The 20,757-nt window shown below is 48.5% G+C and carries 21 protein-coding genes and 1 tRNA gene; 11 read left to right on the forward strand and 11 right to left on the reverse strand.

Going from position 1 to position 20,757, the window contains the following annotated elements; translation table 11 throughout:
• The first annotated feature begins 180 nt into the window (after window positions 1–180).
• Both ybaK and E2B99_RS12355 read left to right on the forward strand, forming a co-directional pair.
• A complete protein-coding gene (gene ybaK, locus E2B99_RS12350) occupies window positions 181–651 on the forward strand; it encodes a Cys-tRNA(Pro) deacylase (protein WP_134245327.1) in 471 nt (156 codons plus the stop codon).
• A gap of 141 nt (window positions 652–792) precedes the next feature.
• Window positions 793–1,230: an ABZJ_00895 family protein gene (locus E2B99_RS12355; protein WP_134245329.1), complete on the forward strand. Its 438-nt coding sequence runs from the start codon at window positions 793–795 to the stop codon at window positions 1,228–1,230.
• A 39-nt stretch (window positions 1,231–1,269) separates the two neighbouring features.
• Here E2B99_RS12355 and E2B99_RS12360 read toward each other — a convergent pair whose 3' ends face one another.
• The 3 genes from E2B99_RS12360 to E2B99_RS12370 form a co-directional block, all read right to left on the reverse strand.
• A complete protein-coding gene (locus E2B99_RS12360; RefSeq protein WP_134245465.1) occupies window positions 1,270–1,863 on the reverse strand; it encodes a TIGR00730 family Rossman fold protein in 594 nt (197 codons plus the stop codon).
• A gap of 599 nt (window positions 1,864–2,462) precedes the next feature.
• A complete protein-coding gene (locus E2B99_RS12365) occupies window positions 2,463–3,377 on the reverse strand; it encodes a class I SAM-dependent methyltransferase (RefSeq protein ID WP_134245331.1) in 915 nt (304 codons plus the stop codon).
• A gap of 11 nt (window positions 3,378–3,388) precedes the next feature.
• Window positions 3,389–4,705, reverse strand: a complete 1,317-nt coding sequence (locus E2B99_RS12370) for an FAD-dependent oxidoreductase (protein ID WP_166739048.1) — start codon at window positions 4,703–4,705, stop codon at window positions 3,389–3,391.
• 504 nt (window positions 4,706–5,209) lie between these two features.
• Here E2B99_RS12370 and E2B99_RS12375 point away from each other — a divergent pair.
• A complete protein-coding gene (locus tag E2B99_RS12375; protein WP_134245335.1) occupies window positions 5,210–6,796 on the forward strand; it encodes a TerC family protein in 1,587 nt (528 codons plus the stop codon).
• A gap of 30 nt (window positions 6,797–6,826) precedes the next feature.
• Here E2B99_RS12375 and E2B99_RS12380 read toward each other — a convergent pair whose 3' ends face one another.
• Window positions 6,827–7,165 (reverse strand): phage antirepressor KilAC domain-containing protein, encoded by a 339-nt coding sequence (locus E2B99_RS12380; protein WP_026472289.1) that lies wholly within the window; start codon window positions 7,163–7,165, stop codon window positions 6,827–6,829.
• Window positions 7,166–7,699: 534 nt separating this feature from the next.
• On the opposite strand from E2B99_RS12380, the gene E2B99_RS12385 reads away from it, so the two are divergent.
• From E2B99_RS12385 to E2B99_RS12390, 3 genes are all read left to right on the forward strand, one after another.
• Complete coding sequence (locus E2B99_RS12385) at window positions 7,700–8,164, forward strand: BLUF domain-containing protein (protein ID WP_134245337.1); 465 nt, start codon at window positions 7,700–7,702, stop codon at window positions 8,162–8,164.
• Window positions 8,165–8,312: 148 nt separating this feature from the next.
• Window positions 8,313–8,582 (forward strand): hypothetical protein, encoded by a 270-nt coding sequence (locus E2B99_RS14770; RefSeq protein ID WP_205669682.1) that lies wholly within the window; start codon window positions 8,313–8,315, stop codon window positions 8,580–8,582.
• Window positions 8,483–9,112, forward strand: a complete 630-nt coding sequence (locus tag E2B99_RS12390) for a sulfite exporter TauE/SafE family protein (protein ID WP_205669683.1) — start codon at window positions 8,483–8,485, stop codon at window positions 9,110–9,112. The genes E2B99_RS14770 and E2B99_RS12390 overlap by 100 nt, the downstream gene beginning before the upstream one ends.
• Before the next feature lie 166 nt (window positions 9,113–9,278).
• Here the strand turns inward: E2B99_RS12390 and hisF are convergent, their stop codons facing one another.
• Entirely contained in the window at window positions 9,279–10,037 is a 759-nt protein-coding gene (gene hisF, locus E2B99_RS12395) for an imidazole glycerol phosphate synthase subunit HisF (protein WP_134245339.1), read from the reverse strand.
• Between the two features lie 152 nt (window positions 10,038–10,189).
• On the opposite strand from hisF, the gene E2B99_RS12400 reads away from it, so the two are divergent.
• The gene (locus tag E2B99_RS12400) at window positions 10,190–11,158 is read left to right on the forward strand and encodes a homoserine kinase (RefSeq protein WP_134245341.1); all 969 of its coding nucleotides are present in this window, start codon (window positions 10,190–10,192) and stop codon (window positions 11,156–11,158) included.
• A 6-nt stretch (window positions 11,159–11,164) separates the two neighbouring features.
• On the forward strand, window positions 11,165–11,770 hold the full coding sequence (locus E2B99_RS12405) for a DUF1294 domain-containing protein (protein WP_134245343.1): 606 nt from the start codon (window positions 11,165–11,167) through the stop codon (window positions 11,768–11,770).
• A gap of 99 nt (window positions 11,771–11,869) precedes the next feature.
• Here the strand turns inward: E2B99_RS12405 and hisA are convergent, their stop codons facing one another.
• The 3 genes from hisA to hisB form a co-directional block, all read right to left on the reverse strand.
• A complete protein-coding gene (gene hisA, locus E2B99_RS12410; RefSeq protein WP_134245345.1) occupies window positions 11,870–12,601 on the reverse strand; it encodes a 1-(5-phosphoribosyl)-5-[(5-phosphoribosylamino)methylideneamino]imidazole-4-carboxamide isomerase in 732 nt (243 codons plus the stop codon).
• Between the two features lie 106 nt (window positions 12,602–12,707).
• Complete coding sequence (hisH, locus tag E2B99_RS12415) at window positions 12,708–13,337, reverse strand: imidazole glycerol phosphate synthase subunit HisH (protein ID WP_134245347.1); 630 nt, start codon at window positions 13,335–13,337, stop codon at window positions 12,708–12,710.
• Window positions 13,338–13,931 (reverse strand): imidazoleglycerol-phosphate dehydratase HisB, encoded by a 594-nt coding sequence (gene hisB / locus E2B99_RS12420; RefSeq protein WP_134245349.1) that lies wholly within the window; start codon window positions 13,929–13,931, stop codon window positions 13,338–13,340.
• A gap of 102 nt (window positions 13,932–14,033) precedes the next feature.
• Between hisB and E2B99_RS12425 the strand changes: the two genes are divergently transcribed.
• Together E2B99_RS12425 and E2B99_RS12430 are read left to right on the forward strand one after the other, a co-directional pair.
• Window positions 14,034–14,411, forward strand: coding sequence for a GNAT family N-acetyltransferase (locus E2B99_RS12425; RefSeq protein WP_134245351.1), 378 nt, complete (start codon window positions 14,034–14,036; stop codon window positions 14,409–14,411).
• A 100-nt stretch (window positions 14,412–14,511) separates the two neighbouring features.
• Window positions 14,512–14,587 (forward strand) — tRNA-Phe (locus tag E2B99_RS12430).
• Window positions 14,588–14,700: 113 nt separating this feature from the next.
• Here the strand turns inward: E2B99_RS12430 and E2B99_RS12435 are convergent.
• Entirely contained in the window at window positions 14,701–16,122 is a 1,422-nt protein-coding gene (locus E2B99_RS12435; RefSeq protein ID WP_240687831.1) for an ATP-binding protein, read from the reverse strand.
• A gap of 171 nt (window positions 16,123–16,293) precedes the next feature.
• Window positions 16,294–17,055: an osmolarity response regulator transcription factor OmpR gene (gene ompR, locus E2B99_RS12440; protein WP_134245353.1), complete on the reverse strand. Its 762-nt coding sequence runs from the start codon at window positions 17,053–17,055 to the stop codon at window positions 16,294–16,296.
• Between the two features lie 361 nt (window positions 17,056–17,416).
• Between ompR and E2B99_RS12445 the strand changes: the two genes are divergently transcribed.
• Complete coding sequence (locus tag E2B99_RS12445; protein WP_134245355.1) at window positions 17,417–19,798, forward strand: Tex family protein; 2,382 nt, start codon at window positions 17,417–17,419, stop codon at window positions 19,796–19,798.
• 119 nt (window positions 19,799–19,917) lie between these two features.
• Here the strand turns inward: E2B99_RS12445 and E2B99_RS12450 are convergent, their stop codons facing one another.
• Window positions 19,918–20,748 carry an SDR family oxidoreductase gene (locus E2B99_RS12450; RefSeq protein ID WP_134245357.1) on the reverse strand — a complete coding sequence of 277 codons (831 nt, stop codon included), beginning with the start codon at window positions 20,746–20,748 and terminating at the stop codon, window positions 19,918–19,920.
• Between the last annotated feature and the right edge of the window lie 9 nt (window positions 20,749–20,757).

The raw sequence follows: 20,757 nt of genomic DNA on the forward strand, positions 1-20,757 counted from the left end.
ATAGCAGCTAGCCACAGTGTAAAGCTTAGGACTGATCTGGGCTGTAACAAGCTGTTGTATGATGATAAGTTTTGCTTGTTTGATTAAAGCCTGACTAAAAAACCTGACCTGCCTGACCTGTGCTGTCTCTTGCAAAACTAAAGTACAATCAGCCCAGTGTTGGATTGAACCGAGAGAGAAATGACCCCGGCCTGCCGCCTGCTGAACCAGCAGAAAATCAGCTACAGCATCCATGAGTATGAGCACGACCCCGCCTGTAGTAACTTTGGACTGGAAGCCGCCCAGAAACTCAACCTGCCGCTGGAACAGGTGTTTAAAACCCTGCTGGTGACGGATGACAAACAGTTTTATGTCACCATCTTGCTAGTCAGCCATACCTTGAACCTGAAAAAAGCGGCACAGACACTGGCTTGTAAAAAACTGCATCTGGCTGATATCAAGGATGCCGAACGCATCACGGGTTATCTGGTGGGTGGCATTAGTCCGGTAGGCCAGAAGAAACGCCTGACCGCCCTGATTGATGCCTCGGCGCAGTCATTGGCAGTCATGTATGTCAGTGGCGGGCGACGCGGGCTGGATATTGGTTTAAAACCACAGGATTTGGCAGCCGTCATTCAGGCGCGGTTTGCTGATATTCTGGATGAGCATTAATATCCTTTGATGGTTAGTGAGCTTGTCGAACTACAGACTCAGGAGCCGTGTCAAACCACAGTTGCTGAGCTTGTTAAACAATAGGCTTAGAAAAGGATCAAACCCTAATTTTGCAAGCCTTTTACTCAAGGAAAATTCCAATTGAACTTAAAAAAATATTACTGGGCTTACTTTGGCCTTTATATTCTGTTGAATGTAGTTTTATTGGCAATCAGCTTTTTTATTGATTTTGGCAGTAGCCTGTCGTTTTTAACGGCTTTTATGGCTGCGATTACTACCGGGCAACTGTTTGTTAAAGACCAATTCAGGGCGCCCAATCCCGCTGAAAAAAAGCGGCTGCTCTGGGCATCACTGGCCATTAGCTGGGGCAGTTCACTGGTGCTCACGCTGGTTGCACTGGCATTCATGGCATGGGCTGGCGAAAATATGGCATTCTTAAGTCAAACCCTAAGCTCGGGCATTGGACTTGTCATTATCCTGATTGTGTTGGTTATTTTATTCTTAATCAGCTATGCCATGATCAGTTGGGCCTACGGCGGTATGGCACGCATGCTTGCGGTTAAAATCAAAAAAAGCTGATGCTAGGCGAGCGCATGCCATTTTAAACCTGAGTTACGGCTATACATGCTCGGTTTGTAGGCTGCCGGGTTGCTGCGTGGCAAGCTGGATGGCCTGCATCACTTCCTCGACGGTCTGGCATACCACCACCTTGGCACAATGTTCAGGGCTTAAAAATCCTTCATTCACCGCATGCGCCAATTGGTCAATCAGTCCCTGATAATAGTTTTGCACATTAAACAGCACGATGGGCTTGCTGTGCTGTGCCAGTTGCCCCCACGTTGCAACTTCCAGGATTTCCTCAAACGTGCCAAGGCCACCGGGCAAGGCAACAAAAGCACTGGCACGCTCTGCCATCATGGCCTTGCGCTCGTGCATGGTGTTCACCACATACAATTCGGTGAGTGTGGCATGGGCAATTTCATTTTGCAGTAAAAATGCCGGGATCACACCTACGACTTCACCACCCTGCGCCAGCACAGTATCGGCCACCTGACCCATCAGGCCAATACTGGCGCCACCGTAGACCACCCCCAGATTGTTTTGGGCCAGCCGTTGTGCCAGTAAAATGGCCTGTTCACGGTAAATCGGCTTGTTGCCTGCACGTGAGCCACAATACAAGGCCACTAAGGGTATGGTGGTTTTCAGGCTCATGGCATGGCCAGATGTTTTAGTATTAGGTTTTTCAGTTTGTGTATTAGAAGATAAGCCAGTATGGGGCTTGGCATAAGGCTCAGTATTGGAATTTGAGCCGAGATAGGAAGACGCTGCTTGATTCATTATTTCTCATGATCCATTCGTAGGAATGACTAGTGCCTTAAATAAGCACTGTCATAGTAGTAAATTTTGCAAGGATTATAATGGCCCGCCCAGTGTTCATATGGCCTTGCTTTTCCATGACGGATAGCCATAACAGGCACGGCTTATAGCGTAATAATAGCGGGTAATTGTGCAATTTTTGAGTGGCGCTTTGCGTGCTTTTGCAGCATTTTACAGGGCTTTATTTGTTGTATTGCTACGATTCGTCAATTGGTCATCAATTGGGTGTAACATAATGCGCTTAAGCATTTGCTGGCTTGCTTTTATTTGCTGATTCTATAATGAATAGCCTGCTGATTTTAAACATATGCTATTTGGTTGGGCTTGAATTTTCTTTATAACAAAATGCTTTAAAAAAAGGATTAAACCTACAAACCATAAGTTACTTATCTTTTAAAGACTTCTTAATCAACTTTCCATAATAGCCAGGCACTTTAAGCCAGCCGGGCACTCACCAGCACATAATGAACCAGTCCGTACTTTGCCAGAAAAGCACACAGCCGGGCAGTCATTTTAATTTTAAGCCAGTCTGCTTTTGCAGCCAGTATGAGTGTGTTTGGCGCGTTGAGTTGCTCAATATAGCGAGCAAATCCTGTAAAAACTTCAGCATCAAGTACTTGCAGGCGGATGTCGGTAAAGCCTGCTTGCTGTAAGGTTGTTTTGATCTCATCATTTTTCAGCAGGTTTTGCGCGGGCACATAGGCCAGATTGAGCAGCTTTAGCGTGAGGATTTGATTTAAAAGCGAGGCTTGTGACCAGTCATTACTTTTGCTTAAGGTAGTAAAGGCAATTCGCCCTTGTGGTTTAAGCGCAGCCATGTTCACGGCCAGAAAATCACAAAAATGGGCGTGGTAGGCGGCATCCACACAAACTACCGCATCAAAAGCATGGTTTAACGCATTGTCCGGTAGCGGCAACTGGTCAAATGCGGCCTGATAAATCCCATTAAGCTGTGGCAAGTTTGCTGCCTGTATGCGTGCAATGCAGGCAGGCTGGATTTCAAACGCGCTCAGGTGCTGAGTGCCAAACTGCTTTGTCCAGTACACCAAGCTGGCACCTTGCCCACAGCCCAGATCAAGTACATGGTCATTGGGTTGCAGGTCAGCTGCCAGCCCAACCTGTTGCGCCAGTTGTGTACAGGCAACCTGATACGGACTGGTTTTAAAATCAGTGGTTTTAAGATCCGGGATATTGTGCCAAAAGCCCAGATTACTCCAGGCCAGCAGGTTCGGGTCACCCAACAGCGTGCTGGCAATGGCAAAGCGGTGCTTTAATTGCTGATGGCGTGATAAAACGGGTAGCCATTGTTTAAGCTGCTTGGCAAGGACAGGTTTGAATGTGTTTTTCATGGATGGGCCTGTCAGCGTGCCAAGCCCTGCGTTTGCACCAGTAATGGCGCTTTACCGGCAAAAGCTGCCCTAACGCCCAATTGGTTGGCCACCCACATAGCGGAAGTCACCGCAGATTCCAGAATGGGCAAACCTTCACACGACCATGAACCGCAAAAGAATACGCGCTGGCCGGGCTGCTGTTGCAACTGCCGCAACTGGCGCAGCAGTCTTGTGGTGTGTTGATCGACAATGGCGCGGGTGAGCTTAACCCGTGAAATCACCAGCTCGGGTTTGGGCTCAAATACCGGATTCCAGGTTTGAAATACTGGCGGCTTGCCCACCAGCGTAGGTTCAATGGCATTAATCCAGATGCTGAACATTTGCTGGCTAAACTGCCGGTTCATGCTGTAGTTAAGTACTGTCCAGTCCTTGCGCTGAACAGGCATAAAACGGGTATCACGGTGAATCACCAGTTCGCCACAATCAAACTGAAACTGTTTTAAAATTGCCAGCTCAGGCGCAAACTGCTGTACATCCACAAAATCCATTTGGGTGGTGGGCGTGGCCACAATTACATAATCATACAGGCCCTGTTCACCACGTACATTGCGCACCAGCACCTGCTGGCCCTGTTGCTGCACTTGTTCCACTTTGGCGCCACTAATGCTGGGCATATCCTTAATTAACGCATTCACCAGCGCTGGTGTGCCACCCTGCATGCGCAGCAACGGTTCGCCATCCAGCAGTTTTTCCAAAAACGCCAGCAAAGGCTTGGCTGGCCAGCGGGCAGTATGTTGTGGTTCACAGGTGCAAATGGTATTGATCACTGGCAGTACTGTGCCATACCAGAATAGCGGGTCAAAATTGTGCAAGCTGGCAAACTCAGCCAGACTCATGTCCTGATGCGGATGCTGCTTAAACTGCTTAAGGGCTTTTTTAAGTTGAAACAGTCCTTTAACCAGCTTGAGCGTATCGCGGTTAATAAAGCGCAGGCTGGCCGCAGTGGGCAAATTGCCCAGACGGGTGCGCTGGCTTTTAAACCATGGTGTCAGGCGTGGGGAACGGTCAATTTCTCCATCCAGCCAGTTGCATGACATGAAGGTATTCACCCGGAACACGGGCACCTGCATGTGGCTGGCCAAAGCCAGTGTGTTGCGCCACAGTGAGGGATTCATAACCCGTAGTGGAGCATCGACAATGCCGCCATCCAACAGCACCGTATGGCTATCCATGCCGCGCCCCTCTAAGGCTTCATAAATAGTCACCGCAAAGCCGGCCTCTTTCATCAGGCGTGCTGCGGCAAGGCCTGCCATGCCGCTTCCAATGATTGCAACGGTTTTTGTCATGTGGCTTTTTGTCATGTTGAATCGTCAGTTCCAGAGTCAGTGGCATCAGGTAAAACAGGGTGCCACAGTGCCTTAAAACAAGGCGAAAGTCCATGACTGGCATGACATCCATGCCCTGAAGGAAGTGGTCAGGACAACAGCAATTAACCCATAGTTTGGTCAACGGATTCCTTGCAACAAGCAGCCCTACAGCTTAACCCTAACTTAATTTTGAGGATTTATAAGTACATAGCTTTATCATTCACATGATTGGTAACATAATTTAATGAAACCTGTCGGAAAAAACTTAATGAAGCTGGCGTAAATCCTGCTTTATACTGCTATCACTTTTGGTCAGAAATTTTTTCTTATGAGTAGTGGTTGTTGTCCTTTGGCACCCTATAGTCCTGATGACTTATCTCTCCTTACTTCCTGCCGGGCCTGTTATATGATGCTGTCATCCAGCAGGTTCGCAGATTGCCATAACAAGATAGCCACGATGCACTGCATTCAGGAGGCTACAGCATGATGTTTGAATGGATTTCTGACCCGTCCGCCTGGCTTGGCCTTGCCACGCTGGTCATTCTGGAAATTGTGCTGGGTATTGATAACCTGGTGTTTATTGCCATTCTGGCCGAAAAATTACCTCCTGAGCAACGCAACAAGGCACGCCTGATTGGTCTTGGGCTGGCGTTGCTGATGCGCTTTGTGCTGCTGGCGTCCATTGCCTGGATTGTCACCCTCACCGAACCGCTATTCAACGTCATGGGTTACGACTTCTCCGGGCGTGACCTGATCCTGATGTTTGGCGGTGTGTTCCTGTTATTTAAGGGCACCATGGAGTTGCATGAACGGCTGGAAGGCCGACAGGCACCCAAGGAAGGCAATGTAGTGCATGCCGCTTTCTGGGTGGTGATTGCCCAGATCGTGGTGCTGGATGCCGTGTTCTCGCTGGATAGTGTGATTACTGCCGTGGGCATGGTGCAGCATTTGTCCATCATGATGATTGCCGTCACCATTGCCATTGCCATCATGATGCTGGCTTCCAGACCGTTAATGGCATTTGTGTCCAAACACCCAACGGTGGTGATTCTTTGTCTGGGCTTTTTGATGATGATTGGCTTTTCGCTGATTGTCGAAGGCTTTGGCTTTCATATTCCCAAAGGCTATTTGTATGCAGCCATTGGCTTCTCGGTCATTATTGAAGCCTTTAACCAGACTGCACGCCGCAACCGCGAACGCCTGATTACCACCAGTGACCTGCGTGAGCGCACCGCCGATGCCGTCCTGCGCCTGCTGGGTGGCCGCCGTGCTGATGTAGAACCGGTAGAATTGGGTGAAACTGCTGATGTACTGGCCAAGGAATCGCTGGCCAATGAAGTGTTTACCCCGGAAGAAAAGGGCATGATTCATGGCGTGCTCAGCCTTGCTGAACGCCCGGTCAAGTCGATCATGACGCCGCGCCCTGATATTGAATGGATTGATCTGGAAGAAGATGAAGAATCCATTCGCCAGCACATCATGAACATGAATCACTCACGGTTGCTGCTGGCGCGTGACAATCTGGACAATCTGGAAGGGATTGCCCTCAATCACAACCTCCTGAATCACTATCTGGAAACCGGTAAGCTGGGCGTCGAGCAGGCCTTGCGCCAGCCACTGGTGGTGCATGAAAACATCAAGGTACTGAGCCTGATGGAACAGTTACGTCAGGCGCCGCTGCAAATGGCCATTATCCTCAATGAATATGGCTCGATTGAAGGGATTGCCACACCCATTGATATTCTGGAAGCCATTGCCGGTGAATTTCCCGATGAGCATGATAATGACGACTGCGAAGTACAGCTTGAAGATGGCTCGTGGATTGTGGATGGTTCCAGCGACATTCGCCGTGTTTCCCTGTTGACTGACGTGGATCTGGTCGATGATGCCGAGCAATATTCCACGCTGGCAGGTTATTTGTTATTACAGCTGGGTCACTTGCCAGAACAGGGCGAAAAAGTAGTGAGCGATGGTCTGGTGTTTGAAATTATTTCGCTGGATGGCCGCAAGATTGAGAAGGTAAAAATCCAACCTTCTAGCGGCATGGAAGATCTGGCCAACGACCAGTAAGGTACAAACAAAATCCAGTAGGCCTGTTGCTTAGGCCATACTGGGCATTAAATGGCGATGTAGCCAGCGCATGCCTTTTGGCGTAATCAGCACTTGTGAGCGAAATCCGGTTTCACCGGTGCTATGAGTAAACTCTACCGGACGCTGCACCAGTAGCCCGGCATTGAGCTTGTCCTGATAGCCCAGCCAGTGTTTGGCGGGTTTGTAAATCAGCTTTAAGGCATGCAATTGTTGAATAAAGGCCTTGGGTGCGATGCCAAAATACTTGGCAGCCTCGGTTAAACAAATGGAGCGATCAATCAAAGCCTGCTTTTCCTGCTGAAACAGGGTGAGCTGACGATAATAATCACCATTGGGTAAACTCGACATGAAAAACCTCGTTTGGTTGAAAAAACATTATGCAATTACTGCCTTGACCGAGCACTTCAGACAACGCAATCCGCATTAAGTTCTTTATATATTAGGGTGTTTAAAAAATAATCAAGCTAATAGCCGTGAGTTAATAATCATAAAAATCAAAGGCATAAACTTAAAATAGCAGTTAAAAAGTTACTACTAAATAGGTGTGGCATAATAAAATTAAATTAGAGAAACTACAAAACAGCTAAGGTAATTTTAGTAAATTTTTATAATCCTCAGCAGCTGAGAAAACCTAATTCAAGCAATAACTTAAGCTGAGTAATGACATGACAAATCACTATAGCCGAATGGTCTATGTCAGTAAGGCCACTTTTAAACCCTTTCAGGCAAGCCATAGTAATGACAGGGTTTTAATAAAGAACTTATTAAGATCCTAAGTCAAATATATCAATTCGTGTCTTTTGGTTAGAGAACTGCAAAGTAGGCCGCCATCTTTAGAAAATCTGTATAGGATGAAAGTCTGGACGATATGGAGAATTAACCATGAGTGAACAAACGCCAGATCAACTCATCCGTATGACGTATACTAGTAAAGCAACGTTCACACCACTTAATGATAAAAAAGAAGGTTACGATAGAAATATTATCAATATCTTAACCACTTCACGCCGCCAAAACCGAAAAAATAAGCTAGTGGGTGCGCTATACTTTGGTAATGGTTATTTTTTTCAATGTTTAGAAGGTGCCAAGCAACATATTGATGCGTTATATGCCAAGCTGGAAAAGGATGAGCGTCATACTGAGCTAAAGGTATTATCACTTGAGCCGATTGAAAAATTTGCTTTCTCATCTTGGGAAATGAAATATGCAGCTATTGATCAAGACGTACCCTCCTTTTTAAAAAGCTATGGATTAGACAAGTTTGACCCCTATCATTTTACGCCAGAAATGACGGCTGAGTTAATCCATATACTGCAAAGTGCTAATGAAGGTATGGCAGAGGCCTAGTTAAAAAACTGATAAGACAGTCGACTCAACGAACAATATACGCCTTACCATGACCATATTCTGGCTTAAATAAAGTGCGGGCTTTTGCCTGATGGCAGGTTTGCGCGAAAGCCCGTAAAATTTACGTTTTGCATTCACAGGTGTGGATATGGCGCTTGAATGGGCTTTAGCCTTTATTGGGCTGGGAGCATTTGCCGGTTTTATGGCAGGCTTGCTGGGGGTGGGCGGTGGCGGCATTATGGTGCCATTGCTCACCACCATTTTTCTGGCCATGAGCATTGAACCGGTTAATGGGTGCATCTGGCATTGGGCACTTCCATGGCCACCATTGTCACCACCTCGTTTTCCAGTATGCGTGCGCACCATGCCAACGGCGCAGTGCTGTGGGACATCGTCAAGCGTATGGCACTGGCAGTGATTGCAGGGACGTTTCTGGCAACTTTCATAGCCGCGCAAATTCCATCATTATACCTTGCCATATTCTTTGCATTGTTTATGGGCTATGTGTCCATTCAAATGTTTTTAAACAAGAAACCCAGCCCCAGCCATAAGCCTGCATCCAGTACCGAGTTGCTGGGTGTCGGGGCAGGAATTGGTGCCATTTCAGCACTGGTGTCAATTGGCGGCGGTTCGCTCACTGTGCCGTATTTAAGCTGGCGCAATGTTGATATTAAAAAAGCCATTGGCACCTCAGCAGCCATGGGTTTGCCGATTTCCTTAGCAGGTGCATGTGGCTATTTACTCAACCATGATGCTGATCTGGCCACAATTCCCTACACCATTGGCTTTGTCTACTGGCCTGCCGTATTGCTGATGTCGATATGCAGTTTCTTTACCGCGCCACTGGGGGCAAAACTGGCGCATCGCTTGCCAGTAGCTACCTTAAAGAAGGTATTTGCCATATCACTGATGCTGCTGAACCTGAAAATGCTAACCGCGTTACTGTAATGGCGTTGTTTTAATCACTTTGTTTTAAGAGATTTTTAATAAGAACTCTATTTAACGCTAAAAGCGCCTTTGCAAAATTAAAAGCCAATAAAAAAGCGGTGACTGTCTCAAATGCTGGCTGAAACAGTACACCGCTTTTTAATCAGGTCTAACCCCGATTTAAGCCTTACAGTCGCATTTCAATGCCCTGATTGGCCAGATATTGCTTGGCTTCCGGAATGGTATGCTGGCCAAAGTGAAAAATGCTGGCCGCCAGAACGGCATCGGCACCGCCCTGCAAAATACCATCAGCCAAATGCTGCAGGTTGCCCACGCCACCTGAGGCAATCACTGGAATATTTACGCTGGCAGTGATTTGCTTCATCAGGCCCAGATCGTAGCCAGCTTTGGTGCCATCAGCATCCATACTGGTCACCAGTAATTCGCCAGCGCCCAGGCCTGCCATTTTAATTGACCATTCCACGGCATCAATGCCAGTGGGCTTGCGGCCACCATGCGTAAAGATTTCCCATTTGTTGTCGCCCACTTTTTTGGCATCAATCGCCACCACAATGCACTGTGCGCCAAAACGTGCCGAGGCTTCACCCACAAACTCTGGAGTAAACACCGCAGCCGAATTAATGCTCACCTTGTCGGCGCCAGCATTGAGCAACTGGCGAATGTCTTCCAGCTTGCGCACGCCACCACCCACGGTTAAGGGCACAAACACGCTGGTCGCCATGCGCTCGACAGTACGGTAAGTGGTATCACGGCCATGATGGGTTGCGGTAATATCCAGAAAAGTGATTTCATCTGCGCCCTGTTCGTTATAGCGCCGCGCCACTTCCACTGGATCGCCAGCATCGCGGATATCTACAAACTGCACGCCTTTGACCACACGGCCGTTATCAACATCAAGGCAGGGAATAATACGTTTGGCCAGCATAGCAAGTTCCAGTCAGGGCAGGAGAGTGGATGAAAGATGAAATACATGAACAGGCACGCACAATAGCGCCATAACACGTTATTCTAGCGCTTGTATTTCAACGGCTATATTCTAGCAAATTTGACAGGCAAAAGCGTGCAGGCAGGGGATTCATGTCAGTTTATACCACGGTGGCACTGGAACAAGTACAACAGCTGGCAGAGCATTACCAGCTAAGGGTCACTGGTCTTATCCCCATTCAAGCCGGGATTGAAAACACCAATTATTTTGTGCAACTGGACACGCCGCAACAGCTGGTACTGACCATTTTTGAGGAAATGAGCCTCAATGACATTCACGAGCTGATTCCGCTGCTTGAGTATCTTAAACAGCAAGGCCTGCCGGTTGCTGCACCACTGAGTGATCAGGCCGGACAGGTCATTCATTTTATCCAAACCAAGCCTGCACAACTGGCACCCCGCCTAATGGGCCAGCCGCCCATGCAACCCACTGTGCGGCAAGTAAGTGAAATGGCAAACACACTGGCCCGGCTGCACCTCACCTTGCGCACTTATCCGCTGCACCGCGACAACAATCATGGACAGGTCTGGTGGCAGCATAGCCGTGATGAACTCATGCCCGGTTTAACGCCAGCAGACCAAGCATTATTAATCCAAAGTTTTGCGCAGTTTGAAGCCGCACAGCAGCAGTATCCGGATCGTCCCTGTGGCCTGATTCACGGTGACTTGTTTCGTGATAACACCCTGTTTGATGGCAATACCCTGACTGGGCTGCTGGACTTTTCTGAACTGGCCTATGATGAGTGGTTACTGGACATTGCCATTTGCCTGAACGATTTTTGCAGCCAGTGGCCGAATGTGTCACTGGATTTAGAAAAAGCGCAGGCATTTATTCAGGCCTATCATCAGGTGCGCCCCTTAACCGGGGATGAGCAGCAGGCCTTGCCGATTTATCTGGCCATGGCTGCTTGCCGTTTCTGGCTATCCCGCCTGCAAATTGCCGCACGTAACCAGTTAGAAGCCCGTAATGGTGAGCATATTTTGCAAAAAGATCCTGCCGAGATGCGTGCCATGCTGGCAGATCGATTACACTCGCCACTTACAATTAGTGGGCTGGAATAAACAGGCATGCGTTATCAGGGACAAGTTATTGAGTGGAATGATGACAAAGGCTATGGCTTTATTCAGCCTTTGAACCCGGGTCAGGGTGAAAATAGAATTTTCCTGCATATTAAGTCATTTTCGCAGCGTGGGCCACGGCCACTGGCAGGTGCACTGCTGGAATATGAAGTGATACAGGATAGCAAGGGCCGACTCAATGCCCAGCGGGTGAGCTATGTACGGCGTCAGTCAGCTCAGACAACTAAGCCGTCTGCAACTGGTCAGAGTAAAGCATGGCGCGGCTGGCTCATCACCTTATATGGCGCTTTTATCATGGCCTTGCAATTAACCCACCAGTTGCCAGTCTGGGCAATTGCAATTCCAGTACTTCTCAGTGGATTGACCTACCTGATTTATGACATGGATAAGAAAGCAGCACAGCAGGGCAAACAGCGTATTCCTGAAAAAAACCTGCATCTGCTGGCACTAATGGGTGGTTGGCCGGGCGCACTGTTAGCACAACAAAAACTGCGGCATAAAAGCGCTAAAACTGAGTTCCAGCAAGTATTCTGGGCAACAGTAATGATGAACTGGGTTTTACTAATTATTCTGAGTATGCCGCTATTTAGGTAGTTGTTTCAGCAATTGTTTTAATAGCTTATTAAAATTAAAGCGCATCTGAAACCCGTATGCGCTTTAAAAAACAAAACTCTTTTTTATGAAATAGCACAATTAAATGTGCTGTTCATCCAGCAGTAATTGTGCCTCACGCAGGTTTAAGCTGCCTTCATAGATGGCACGGCCGGTAATCGCGCCCAGAATACCTTTTTGGCCCTTGAGCGAGCGAATGTCTTCAAGGTTGGTTACACCACCAGAAGCAATAATCGGCAAGCCGCAATAATCGGCCAGTTGCACGGTTTGCTCTACGTTAACGCCCTGCATCATGCCATCACGGGCAATATCGGTGTATACGATGCTGGACACGCCGGCATCAGCAAAGCGCTTGGCCAGATCAGTAGCCTTGATGTCCAAAACATTGGCCCAGCCATCAGTGGCAACCATGCCGTCTTTGGCATCAATCCCAACAATAATATGCCCGGCAAATTCCTTGCAGGCTTGCTCTACAAATTCCGGTTCCTTGGCGGCCTTGGTGCCAATAATCACAAAGGAAACCCCGGCTTCTAGATAATGGCGAATGGTGTCCATGGAGCGAATACCGCCACCAATCTGAATTGGCAATTCAGGGTGTGCGTTGGCAATGGCTTCTACTACATTCTTGTGGATTGGCGTGCCGGCAAATGCGCCATTCAGGTCAACCAGATGCAGGCGGCGTGCACCTTCATTTACCCAGTGTGTTGCAGTAGCCACAGGGTCATCTGAAAATACCGTATCATCTTCCATGCGGCCCTGTTTTAGACGCACGCACTTGCCGTCTTTTAAATCAATTGCTGGAATAATCAACATGGCAAGCTATCCTCAGTATTAAGCAAATGTGATAAGCAAAAATTATCTATCAAAAAATTAAGTAATAGATCTTAAAAAATAAACTGCCTAAAAATCATACAGCAGTTTAAATATTCCATTCCACAAAGTTCTTCAACAGTTGTAACCCAACCGTGTGGCTTTTTTCCGGATGAAACTGCACTGCAAACAAATTATCTTGGCTTAAGGCGCAAGTAAATGGTTGGCCATAGTCACAGGTTGCGGCTGCAATCGCAGGATTTTTAGGTTGCACATAAAAGCTGTGTACAAAATAAAACCGGCTGTCTTGCGCAATATCGCGCCACATGGGGTGAGCAGGGTCAGACTGGTGCACTTCATTCCAGCCCATATGCGGTACTTTTAGGCCAGCCTGATCGGGGAAGCGCAGCACTTCACCTTCAAAAATACCCAGACAGTTCACACCGCCATTTTCCTGTGAATGCTGCATTAAAGCCTGCATCCCCACACAAATGGCCAGTACCGGCTTGTTAAACACCGCCTGTTTTACTGCTTCATCCACGTGTACGGCCTGCATGCCGGCCATACAGTCACGCATGGCCCCCACACCGGGAAACATGATCTTGTCAGCCTGTGCAATTACCTTGGGGTCATTGGTCACATCAACTGTTGCGCCCACAAATTCCAGTGCCTTGGCCGCCGAGTGCAGGTTGCCCATACCATAATCCAGCAAGGCAATACGTGTTCTGGCTTGGCTCATTTACAGGCTACCTTTGGTGGAAGCAATGGTGCCTGCTGCACGCGGGTCCAGCTCACAGGCCATGCGCAGTGCACGGGCAAACGCCTTGAACACGCTTTCAATCTGGTGATGGCTGTTTTTGCCTTTCAGGTTATCAATGTGTAGGGTCATCAGGGCATGGTTGACAAAACCCTGAAAAAATTCAGAAAACAGGTCAACATCAAACGTGCCAATGCGCGCACGGGTAAATGGAATATCCATAAACAAACCGGGACGGCCGGAAATATCCACCACCACACGCGACAGCGCTTCATCCAGCGGTGCGTAAAAATGCCCATAACGGCGGATGCCTTTTTTATCACCTAATGCCTTGGCAAAGGCCTGACCCAGCGTAATACCGCAGTCTTCTACCGTGTGGTGATCATCGATTTCCAGGTCGCCCTTGCACTCAATATCAATATCGAACAAGCCGTGGCGTTTAATTTGGTCAATCATGTGGTCTAAAAAAGGCACACCGGTATTGAGCACCCCTGCACCAGTACCGTCCAGATTGACGCGTGCGCGGATTTGCGTTTCACTGGTATTGCGCACCACTTCACTGACACGTTCTGCCATCGACAAAGCTCCTGAAAAACATTAATTATAACGTATTCTCTGGCAGTAGGGTGAAGCCTTTGGTAGAGTTAATTCATTCAAAAAGACCAGTGGGAGGCTGCTATGCCAATTACCGTTCACGCGTATTCTGAGCTTAACGACGAAAGCCTGCGCTCACAGCTGAGCCGGCTTTATGAAACCAGCCCTGAATTTGGTGATGGCGATGATGCCGTACAACAGCTGGAAACGGCCATGCAGCAGGGTAGCCTGATTTATACGGCTGAGTTTAACCAGAAAATTATTGGTGCTGTGTGGGTCAGCGGGCAGGAGGACACCCGCTTGGTGCATTATGTGGTGGTGCATCCATCCAACCGTGGCCGTGGCGTGGCCGAGCGCCTGATTGAAGGCGTATGCGATGCCGAAGAACAAAAAGGCGTCAAGCATTTCAAACCCGGTTGTGGTGCGATTCACCGCTGCCTGTCGCATTTGGGCAAGATTTAAGCTATAAAGTAACGTTCTGTTTAAAAAAGACACATAAGAACGCTTTTTAAGGAATAGCACTTGACTTGAAGTAGGTATTTCTATTTAATTCACACCCATCGGCGCGATAGCTCAGTCGGTAGAGCAACGGATTGAAAATCCGTGTGTCGGCGGTTCGATCCCGCCTCACGCCACCATATGCGTAAGACCTGCGCTAGTTTGCAGGTCAAAAAACCCCTAAAGTTACAGGCTTTAGGGGTTTTTTATTATGCGTTGTAAGTAAACCAATCATTGGGTTTTTTATAAGGCTTTAGTCTTCACCGGTTAGGCGTTTTTTAATTTTGTGCAAGGTGCTCACTTCAGCCTTGGGATCAACTGGCGGCTTGCGCACCAAGGGTAGCCCTACGCTCACTTCAAGGCCACCATCAGGATGATTGCGCGCATTGACATAACCACCATGCAGCTCAGCAATTCGTTTGACAATCGCCAGGCCCAGTCCGCTGCCTTGTGTAGTTCGGGCACTTTCACCGCGCACGAATGGCTGCATGAGGGATTCGATATCGTCTTCATCCACGCCGCTACCGCTGTCACGTACGGTAATGATGATATAAGCCCCTAACAGGCTGGCAGACAGGTACACAGGTTCTGCGCCATAGCGTTTGGCATTGTTAACCAGATTGCCAATCATGCGCTTAATCGACAGGCTGCGCAGGCAAATTTGTGGTAATAGTTGCGGTTGATAAATAATTTTCAGTGGCTTGAACTGGACAATAATTTCCTGCATCAGGGCATTAATATCGGTAATCTGTTCTTTTTCATCCGAGCCATCGCGCATATAGGAAATAAACTGGCTCAGGATGGCATCCATGTCATCCACGTCATAAATCAGGCCTTGCTGCAAGTCTTCGTCCGGTAACAGCTCGGCAGTCAGGCGAATACGGGTGAGCGGGGTACGCAGGTCATGTGAAATCCCGGCCAGCATGATGGTACGCTCCTGTGCGGCCTGTTGCAGGGTACTAATCATGTGGTTAAAGGCTGAGTTCACCTGACGGATTTCAATCGGGCCGTGATTGGTTTCCAGATAAGGTGCCTTGCCAGTCTGGGTAAAATCGCGGGCGGCATTTTGCAAACGACGTAACGGACGGTTAAGCTGGCGTACCAAAGTTAGAATAATAATTGAGCTAACGAGCGGAATACCCAGTAGCCAGCCTAAAATCAGCTCGGCACTATATTCGGCATAAAAATCCAGGGGTTCGCGGACCCAGGCCTTACCCAGCGATGGATAGTAAATCCAGATTTGTGGGGAAGGCTTAAATTCAAAGTAAACCGTAACGGGTTCATTGAGTTCCCGTGACAGTTCCTTTTCCAGCCGTCCGGTAAAAAACTCGGCAATCAGTTTTTCGCGTGGCGTGGGAAATTCACTGGGTTCACGGATGATTTGCACACCCACGCGCTGTTCCAGCCAGTCATGCAGGTCAAAGGCAAAAGGGTCTTCGGTAACTTGCAGGTCGGTTTGTTCCAGCAGATCCAGCTCAATGGCCAGATAGCGCGCATGCTGGCGGATTTCAGGCAGGTATAAAGTGCGCCAGAAAAATGCCAATGACATGAACAAACTAAAAAATACTACACCAGAAACCAGTACCGTGGTTCGCATGGCGGTGGAGCGTGGCTTAATTTTATCCAGGAACAGTTCCCAGCGGGTACGAGGCCGGGGCTGATAAGGGGATTCCAGCTCAAAAGCCTTTTTTTCGCTATTTTGATGACGCTGGCTAGTAATTTTTTGAGCGTGTTGTGGCAAGATTTGCCATCCTTTTTATAAATTTCCGGATTAAAGCATTAGGATTCAATCCGGAATATTGCCCGGACTTTTAATACTCCGGCTAAGACAGGTCATGCGTTTAACTTATTCTGCACCATCCGGCACAAACACATAGCCTACACCCCAGACAGTCTGGATATAACGGGCACGCGCCGGATTTTCTTCAATCAAGCGGCGCAGGCGTGACACCTGAACATCAATGGAGCGCTCCATGGCTCCCCATTCACGACCGCGCGCCAGATTCATGAGTTTGTCACGGGTCAAGGGTTCACGTGGATGTTGCACCAGTGCTTTTAATACTGCAAATTCACCCGTGGTTAATGTGACCACCTGACCTTCACGGGTGAGCGTGCGAGTGGATAAATCCAATGACCAAGGGCCAAAGCTCACCACTTCAACCTGCTGACTGGGTGCACCCGGAATTTCACGCACTTGACGACGCAGTACCGCGCGGATACGGGCTAGCAGTTCATTAGGATTAAACGGTTTGGGCAGGTAATCATCGGCACCGGCTTCCAGCCCGGCAATACGGTCACTGTCACTGCCACGGGCAGTCAGCATAATAATGGGCGTGTCGATATTGGTGTTACGCAGGCGACGGCAAATGCTGATGCCATCTTCCACCGGCAACATGAAATCCAGCACAATCAGGGAAAATAATTCGCGTTGCAACAGACGATCCATCTGGGTACCGTCGTGTGCAGTCTTAACCACAAAGCCCTTGTCTTCCAGAAAACGCTGTAGCAGGGTACGCAAGCGGACATCATCATCAACGACCAGAATTCGTTCAACCCGGTCTGCTTCAGGGCGTAGGAGTTGCTCTTCTGCAGGCACAACGAGACTCATGTTTGACTCCTTTTTGGATCTGTAGTCCAGATCCGGTAATTTTATAAATGCTGTTAAATGCTGACTGTTAAACAATGAAGTAGTTGCTTACATTTAGGGCAAGATGAGTAAAAATACAAATAAATTCAGGCAATAGATACCAAATATATACAGGTTAATCCACTAAAATCATCATAGTTCCAGATTTTGCAGCAAACCCGTTAAAAAAATGCCAGATTTCAAGTAACTAAATCCAAAATAGCGCTTTTTTATGACATTAAAACAGCCTTGGCAGTTCATGAATAAAATTTAATAAAGCATATTCAATTCAAGAGTACAGGACGTATAATCGCCACTTTCATTTTTGTCGTGGAAACGATGTATGACTGAGCTGGTTCAACAACTGGCAAGCGAGCTTGCGGTTCGTCCTGCCCAAATTGAAGCGACCATTCGCTTGCTGGACGAGGGTGCCAGTGTTCCCTTCATTGCACGTTATCGCAAGGAAGTGACTGAAGGACTGGACGACACCCAGTTACGTCAGCTGGAAGCACGTTTGATTTATTTACGCGACCTAAATGAACGCCGCCAGAAAATTATTGATTCGATCCGCAGTCAGGACAAGCTCAGCGATACCCTGCTGGCACGCCTGAATGCTGCCGATAGCAAAACGGCGCTGGAAGACTTGTACCTGCCGTATCGTCCCAAGCGTACCAGTAAGGCAGCGCTTGCCCGCGAAGCTGGCCTTGAACCCTATGCGCTAAAAATCTGGCAGGAAGACATTGACCCCGAAGCGGCACTGGCTGGTTTTGTTCCTGCAAGTGGCACTGAAGAACGCTATCCTGATGTAGCGAGCCAGCTGGAAGCCATTCAGCATATTCTGGTGGACTTATGGGCAACCCGGCTGGAACTCACCGAACAGCTCAAGCAGGGCTTTGCAGCAACGGCCCAACTGGTCAGCCGTCTGGCCGGTGAAGAAAAGCGCGAAGTGGGCAAGAAATTCCGTGATTATTTTGAATCCAGCGAAAGTCTGGCCAAACTGGCCAATCACCGTTTGCTGGCCATGTTGCGTGGTCGTCAGGAAAATGTGTTGACCCTAAAAGTGGACGGTGAAGATGCCCCACGGTTGGCCGAAATTTTTGCTGATCTGCAACTTAATGAGATGCAGCCAGAATCACGTCAGCAATTTTTAAAACAAACTGGCGAATTGCTATGGCTGGGCAAATTGCGCCCGCATTTTGAACATTCCCTGTTGACAGAAAAGCGTCTGGCTGCCGAAGCCGATGCGATGAAAGTGTTTGCAGAAAACCTGCGCCATTTGTTGCTGGCCGCGCCCGCCGGTGGCCGCTGCACACTGGGTGTTGATCCCGGCATCCGTACCGGTGTTAAGCTGGCAGTCGTCAATAGTGCCGGTGATGTACTGGCACATAGCACCATTTATCCATTTGCCCCAAAAAATGATACCGAAGGTGCACTGGCCGAGCTTGAGCGCCTGTGCCGTGAGCATCAGGTGGATCTGGTGGCAATCGGCAATGGTACAGCCAGCCGTGAAACCGAAAACCTGCTGGGTGAGCTTGCCAAAAAGCATCCTGAATTAAACCTGACCCGCGTCACCGTGAGTGAAGCAGGTGCATCGGTGTATTCGGCCAGTGAACTGGCAGCACAGGAGTTGCCTGAACTGGATGTGAGCATTCGTGGTGCGGTATCCATTGCCCGCCGTTTGCAGGACCCACTGGCCGAGCTGGTGAAGATTGATCCCAAATCCATTGGTGTTGGCCAGTATCAGCATGACGTGAACCAAACCGGGTTGGCGCGTACACTGGATGCAGTGGTAGAAGACTGCGTGAATGCGGTAGGTGTTGATGTGAATACCGCATCGCCTGCCTTGTTGTCACGGATTGCCGGTTTGAATAAAAATATTGCCCAGCAAATTGCGGATTATCGCCGTGAACATGGTGTATTTAACAATCGTCAGCAACTGAAAAAAGTACCGCGTCTGGGTGATCGTACCTTTGAACAGGCGGCAGGCTTTTTACGCATTCAGGATGGTGAAGCGCTGCTGGATCGTTCAGCGGTACATCCGGAAAGCTACCCACTGGTTGAAAAAATTCTGGCCAGATTGGGCAAGAGTCTGGATCAGGTACTGGGCAAAGCGGATGTATTATCCGGTATTAATGCCGAAGAATTTGTGGATGAGCAATACGGCTTGCCCACAGTCCAGGATGTACTAAGTGAATTGTCCAGACCGGGACGTGATCCCCGTCCTGAGTTCCGCATGCCCAAATTCCGTGCGGATATTCAAAGCATGCAGGACTTAAACGACAATCTGGCCAAGAGCACGCTGCTACTGGAAGGTGTAGTGACCAACGTTACCAATTTTGGTGCATTTGTTGATATTGGCGTGCATCAGGATGGCTTGATTCATGTGTCTGAGCTTTCCAGCCAGTTTGTGAATGACCCGCACAAAATTGTTAAACCCGGCCAGATTGTTCAGGTTCGGGTAATGAGTGTGGATGTAGAGCGCAAGCGCATTAGCCTGAGCCTGCGCTTGAATCCGGAAGAAAAGCCGGAGCGTGCACCGCGTTCATTCAACAATGAGCAACGCAAGCAAGCCAAACCTGCAACCAGAAAATCCGGTGAGCATACGCCGAAGCGTCAGGATAGACCATCGGCAAAACCGCATGACAAGGCTGCCAAGCCCAGTGAACCAAAAATTGGTGGACTGGGTGCCCTGTTGCTACAGGCCGGTGTAAAAAAATCGGGTTAAGCTAAAAACCCGATAACATGATTCAGGGCTAAATAGCCTGATGAAAAGCCGGATACCTTGTCGATGTTATGTCAGGGCATCCGGCTTTTTTCGCTTTAATTTATTGTATTGATTAATAATTAATTGATAAACAGGTCTTTAGCCAGTCTGTCTGCATGTTCTGGCGAACAGGCATAATCAGCTAGATCGGTAATACCTGCCAAGTTAAGGGTTTGTTCATCTAGCAGGCTTTGGCCAGTGATGTGACCACAAGCGCCTGTAATCAGATTATAAACGGCATCAGCCATAATATCCGGCTTGCGGCTCATGTGCTGCGCTGCCTCAGTTCCAATATTCTCACTGACAGCGGCAGTATTAATCAGGGTGGCTGGCCACAGGGTATTGCAGCAAATTCCATCGGCCTTTAATTCTTCAGCCAGTCCCAGGGTAAGCAGGGTCATGCCATATTTTGACAGTGCATAGGGTCCATACAGGCCCAGCCAGTGCGCTGACAAGTTAATGGGTGGGGCAAAACTAATGATATGCGCTTGCGCTGATTGTTTCAGATAGGGGATGGCTGCTTTAGCGGCAATAAAAGTTGCGCGATGATTAATCGATTGAATCAGGTCATATTTTTTAAGATCGGTGTGTTGGATATTGCCTAAATGAATCGCCCCGGCATTGTTAATCAGTACATCCAGCCCGCCAAAATGTTCAGCCGCCTGATCAATGGCCTGGGTAAGCTCTAGTGCATCGCGAACATCAACCTGTAATGGCAAAACCTGTGCACCAAGCTGACGAATTTCTTCAGCAACAGTATAAATTGAGCCGCCCAGCTTTGGGTGTGGTTCAACAGATTTGGCAGCAATCACAATATTGGCCCCAGCCTGTGCACAGCGTAAAGCTACAGCCCGGCCAATGCCCCGGCTGCCCCCGGTAATAAATATTGTGGTGTTGTCCAGTGTTTTCATGGCTTAGCA

Origin of the sequence: Alkanindiges illinoisensis (assembly GCF_004377485.1) — a bacterium.
GTDB classification, from domain to species: domain Bacteria; phylum Pseudomonadota; class Gammaproteobacteria; order Pseudomonadales; family Moraxellaceae; genus Alkanindiges; species Alkanindiges illinoisensis_A.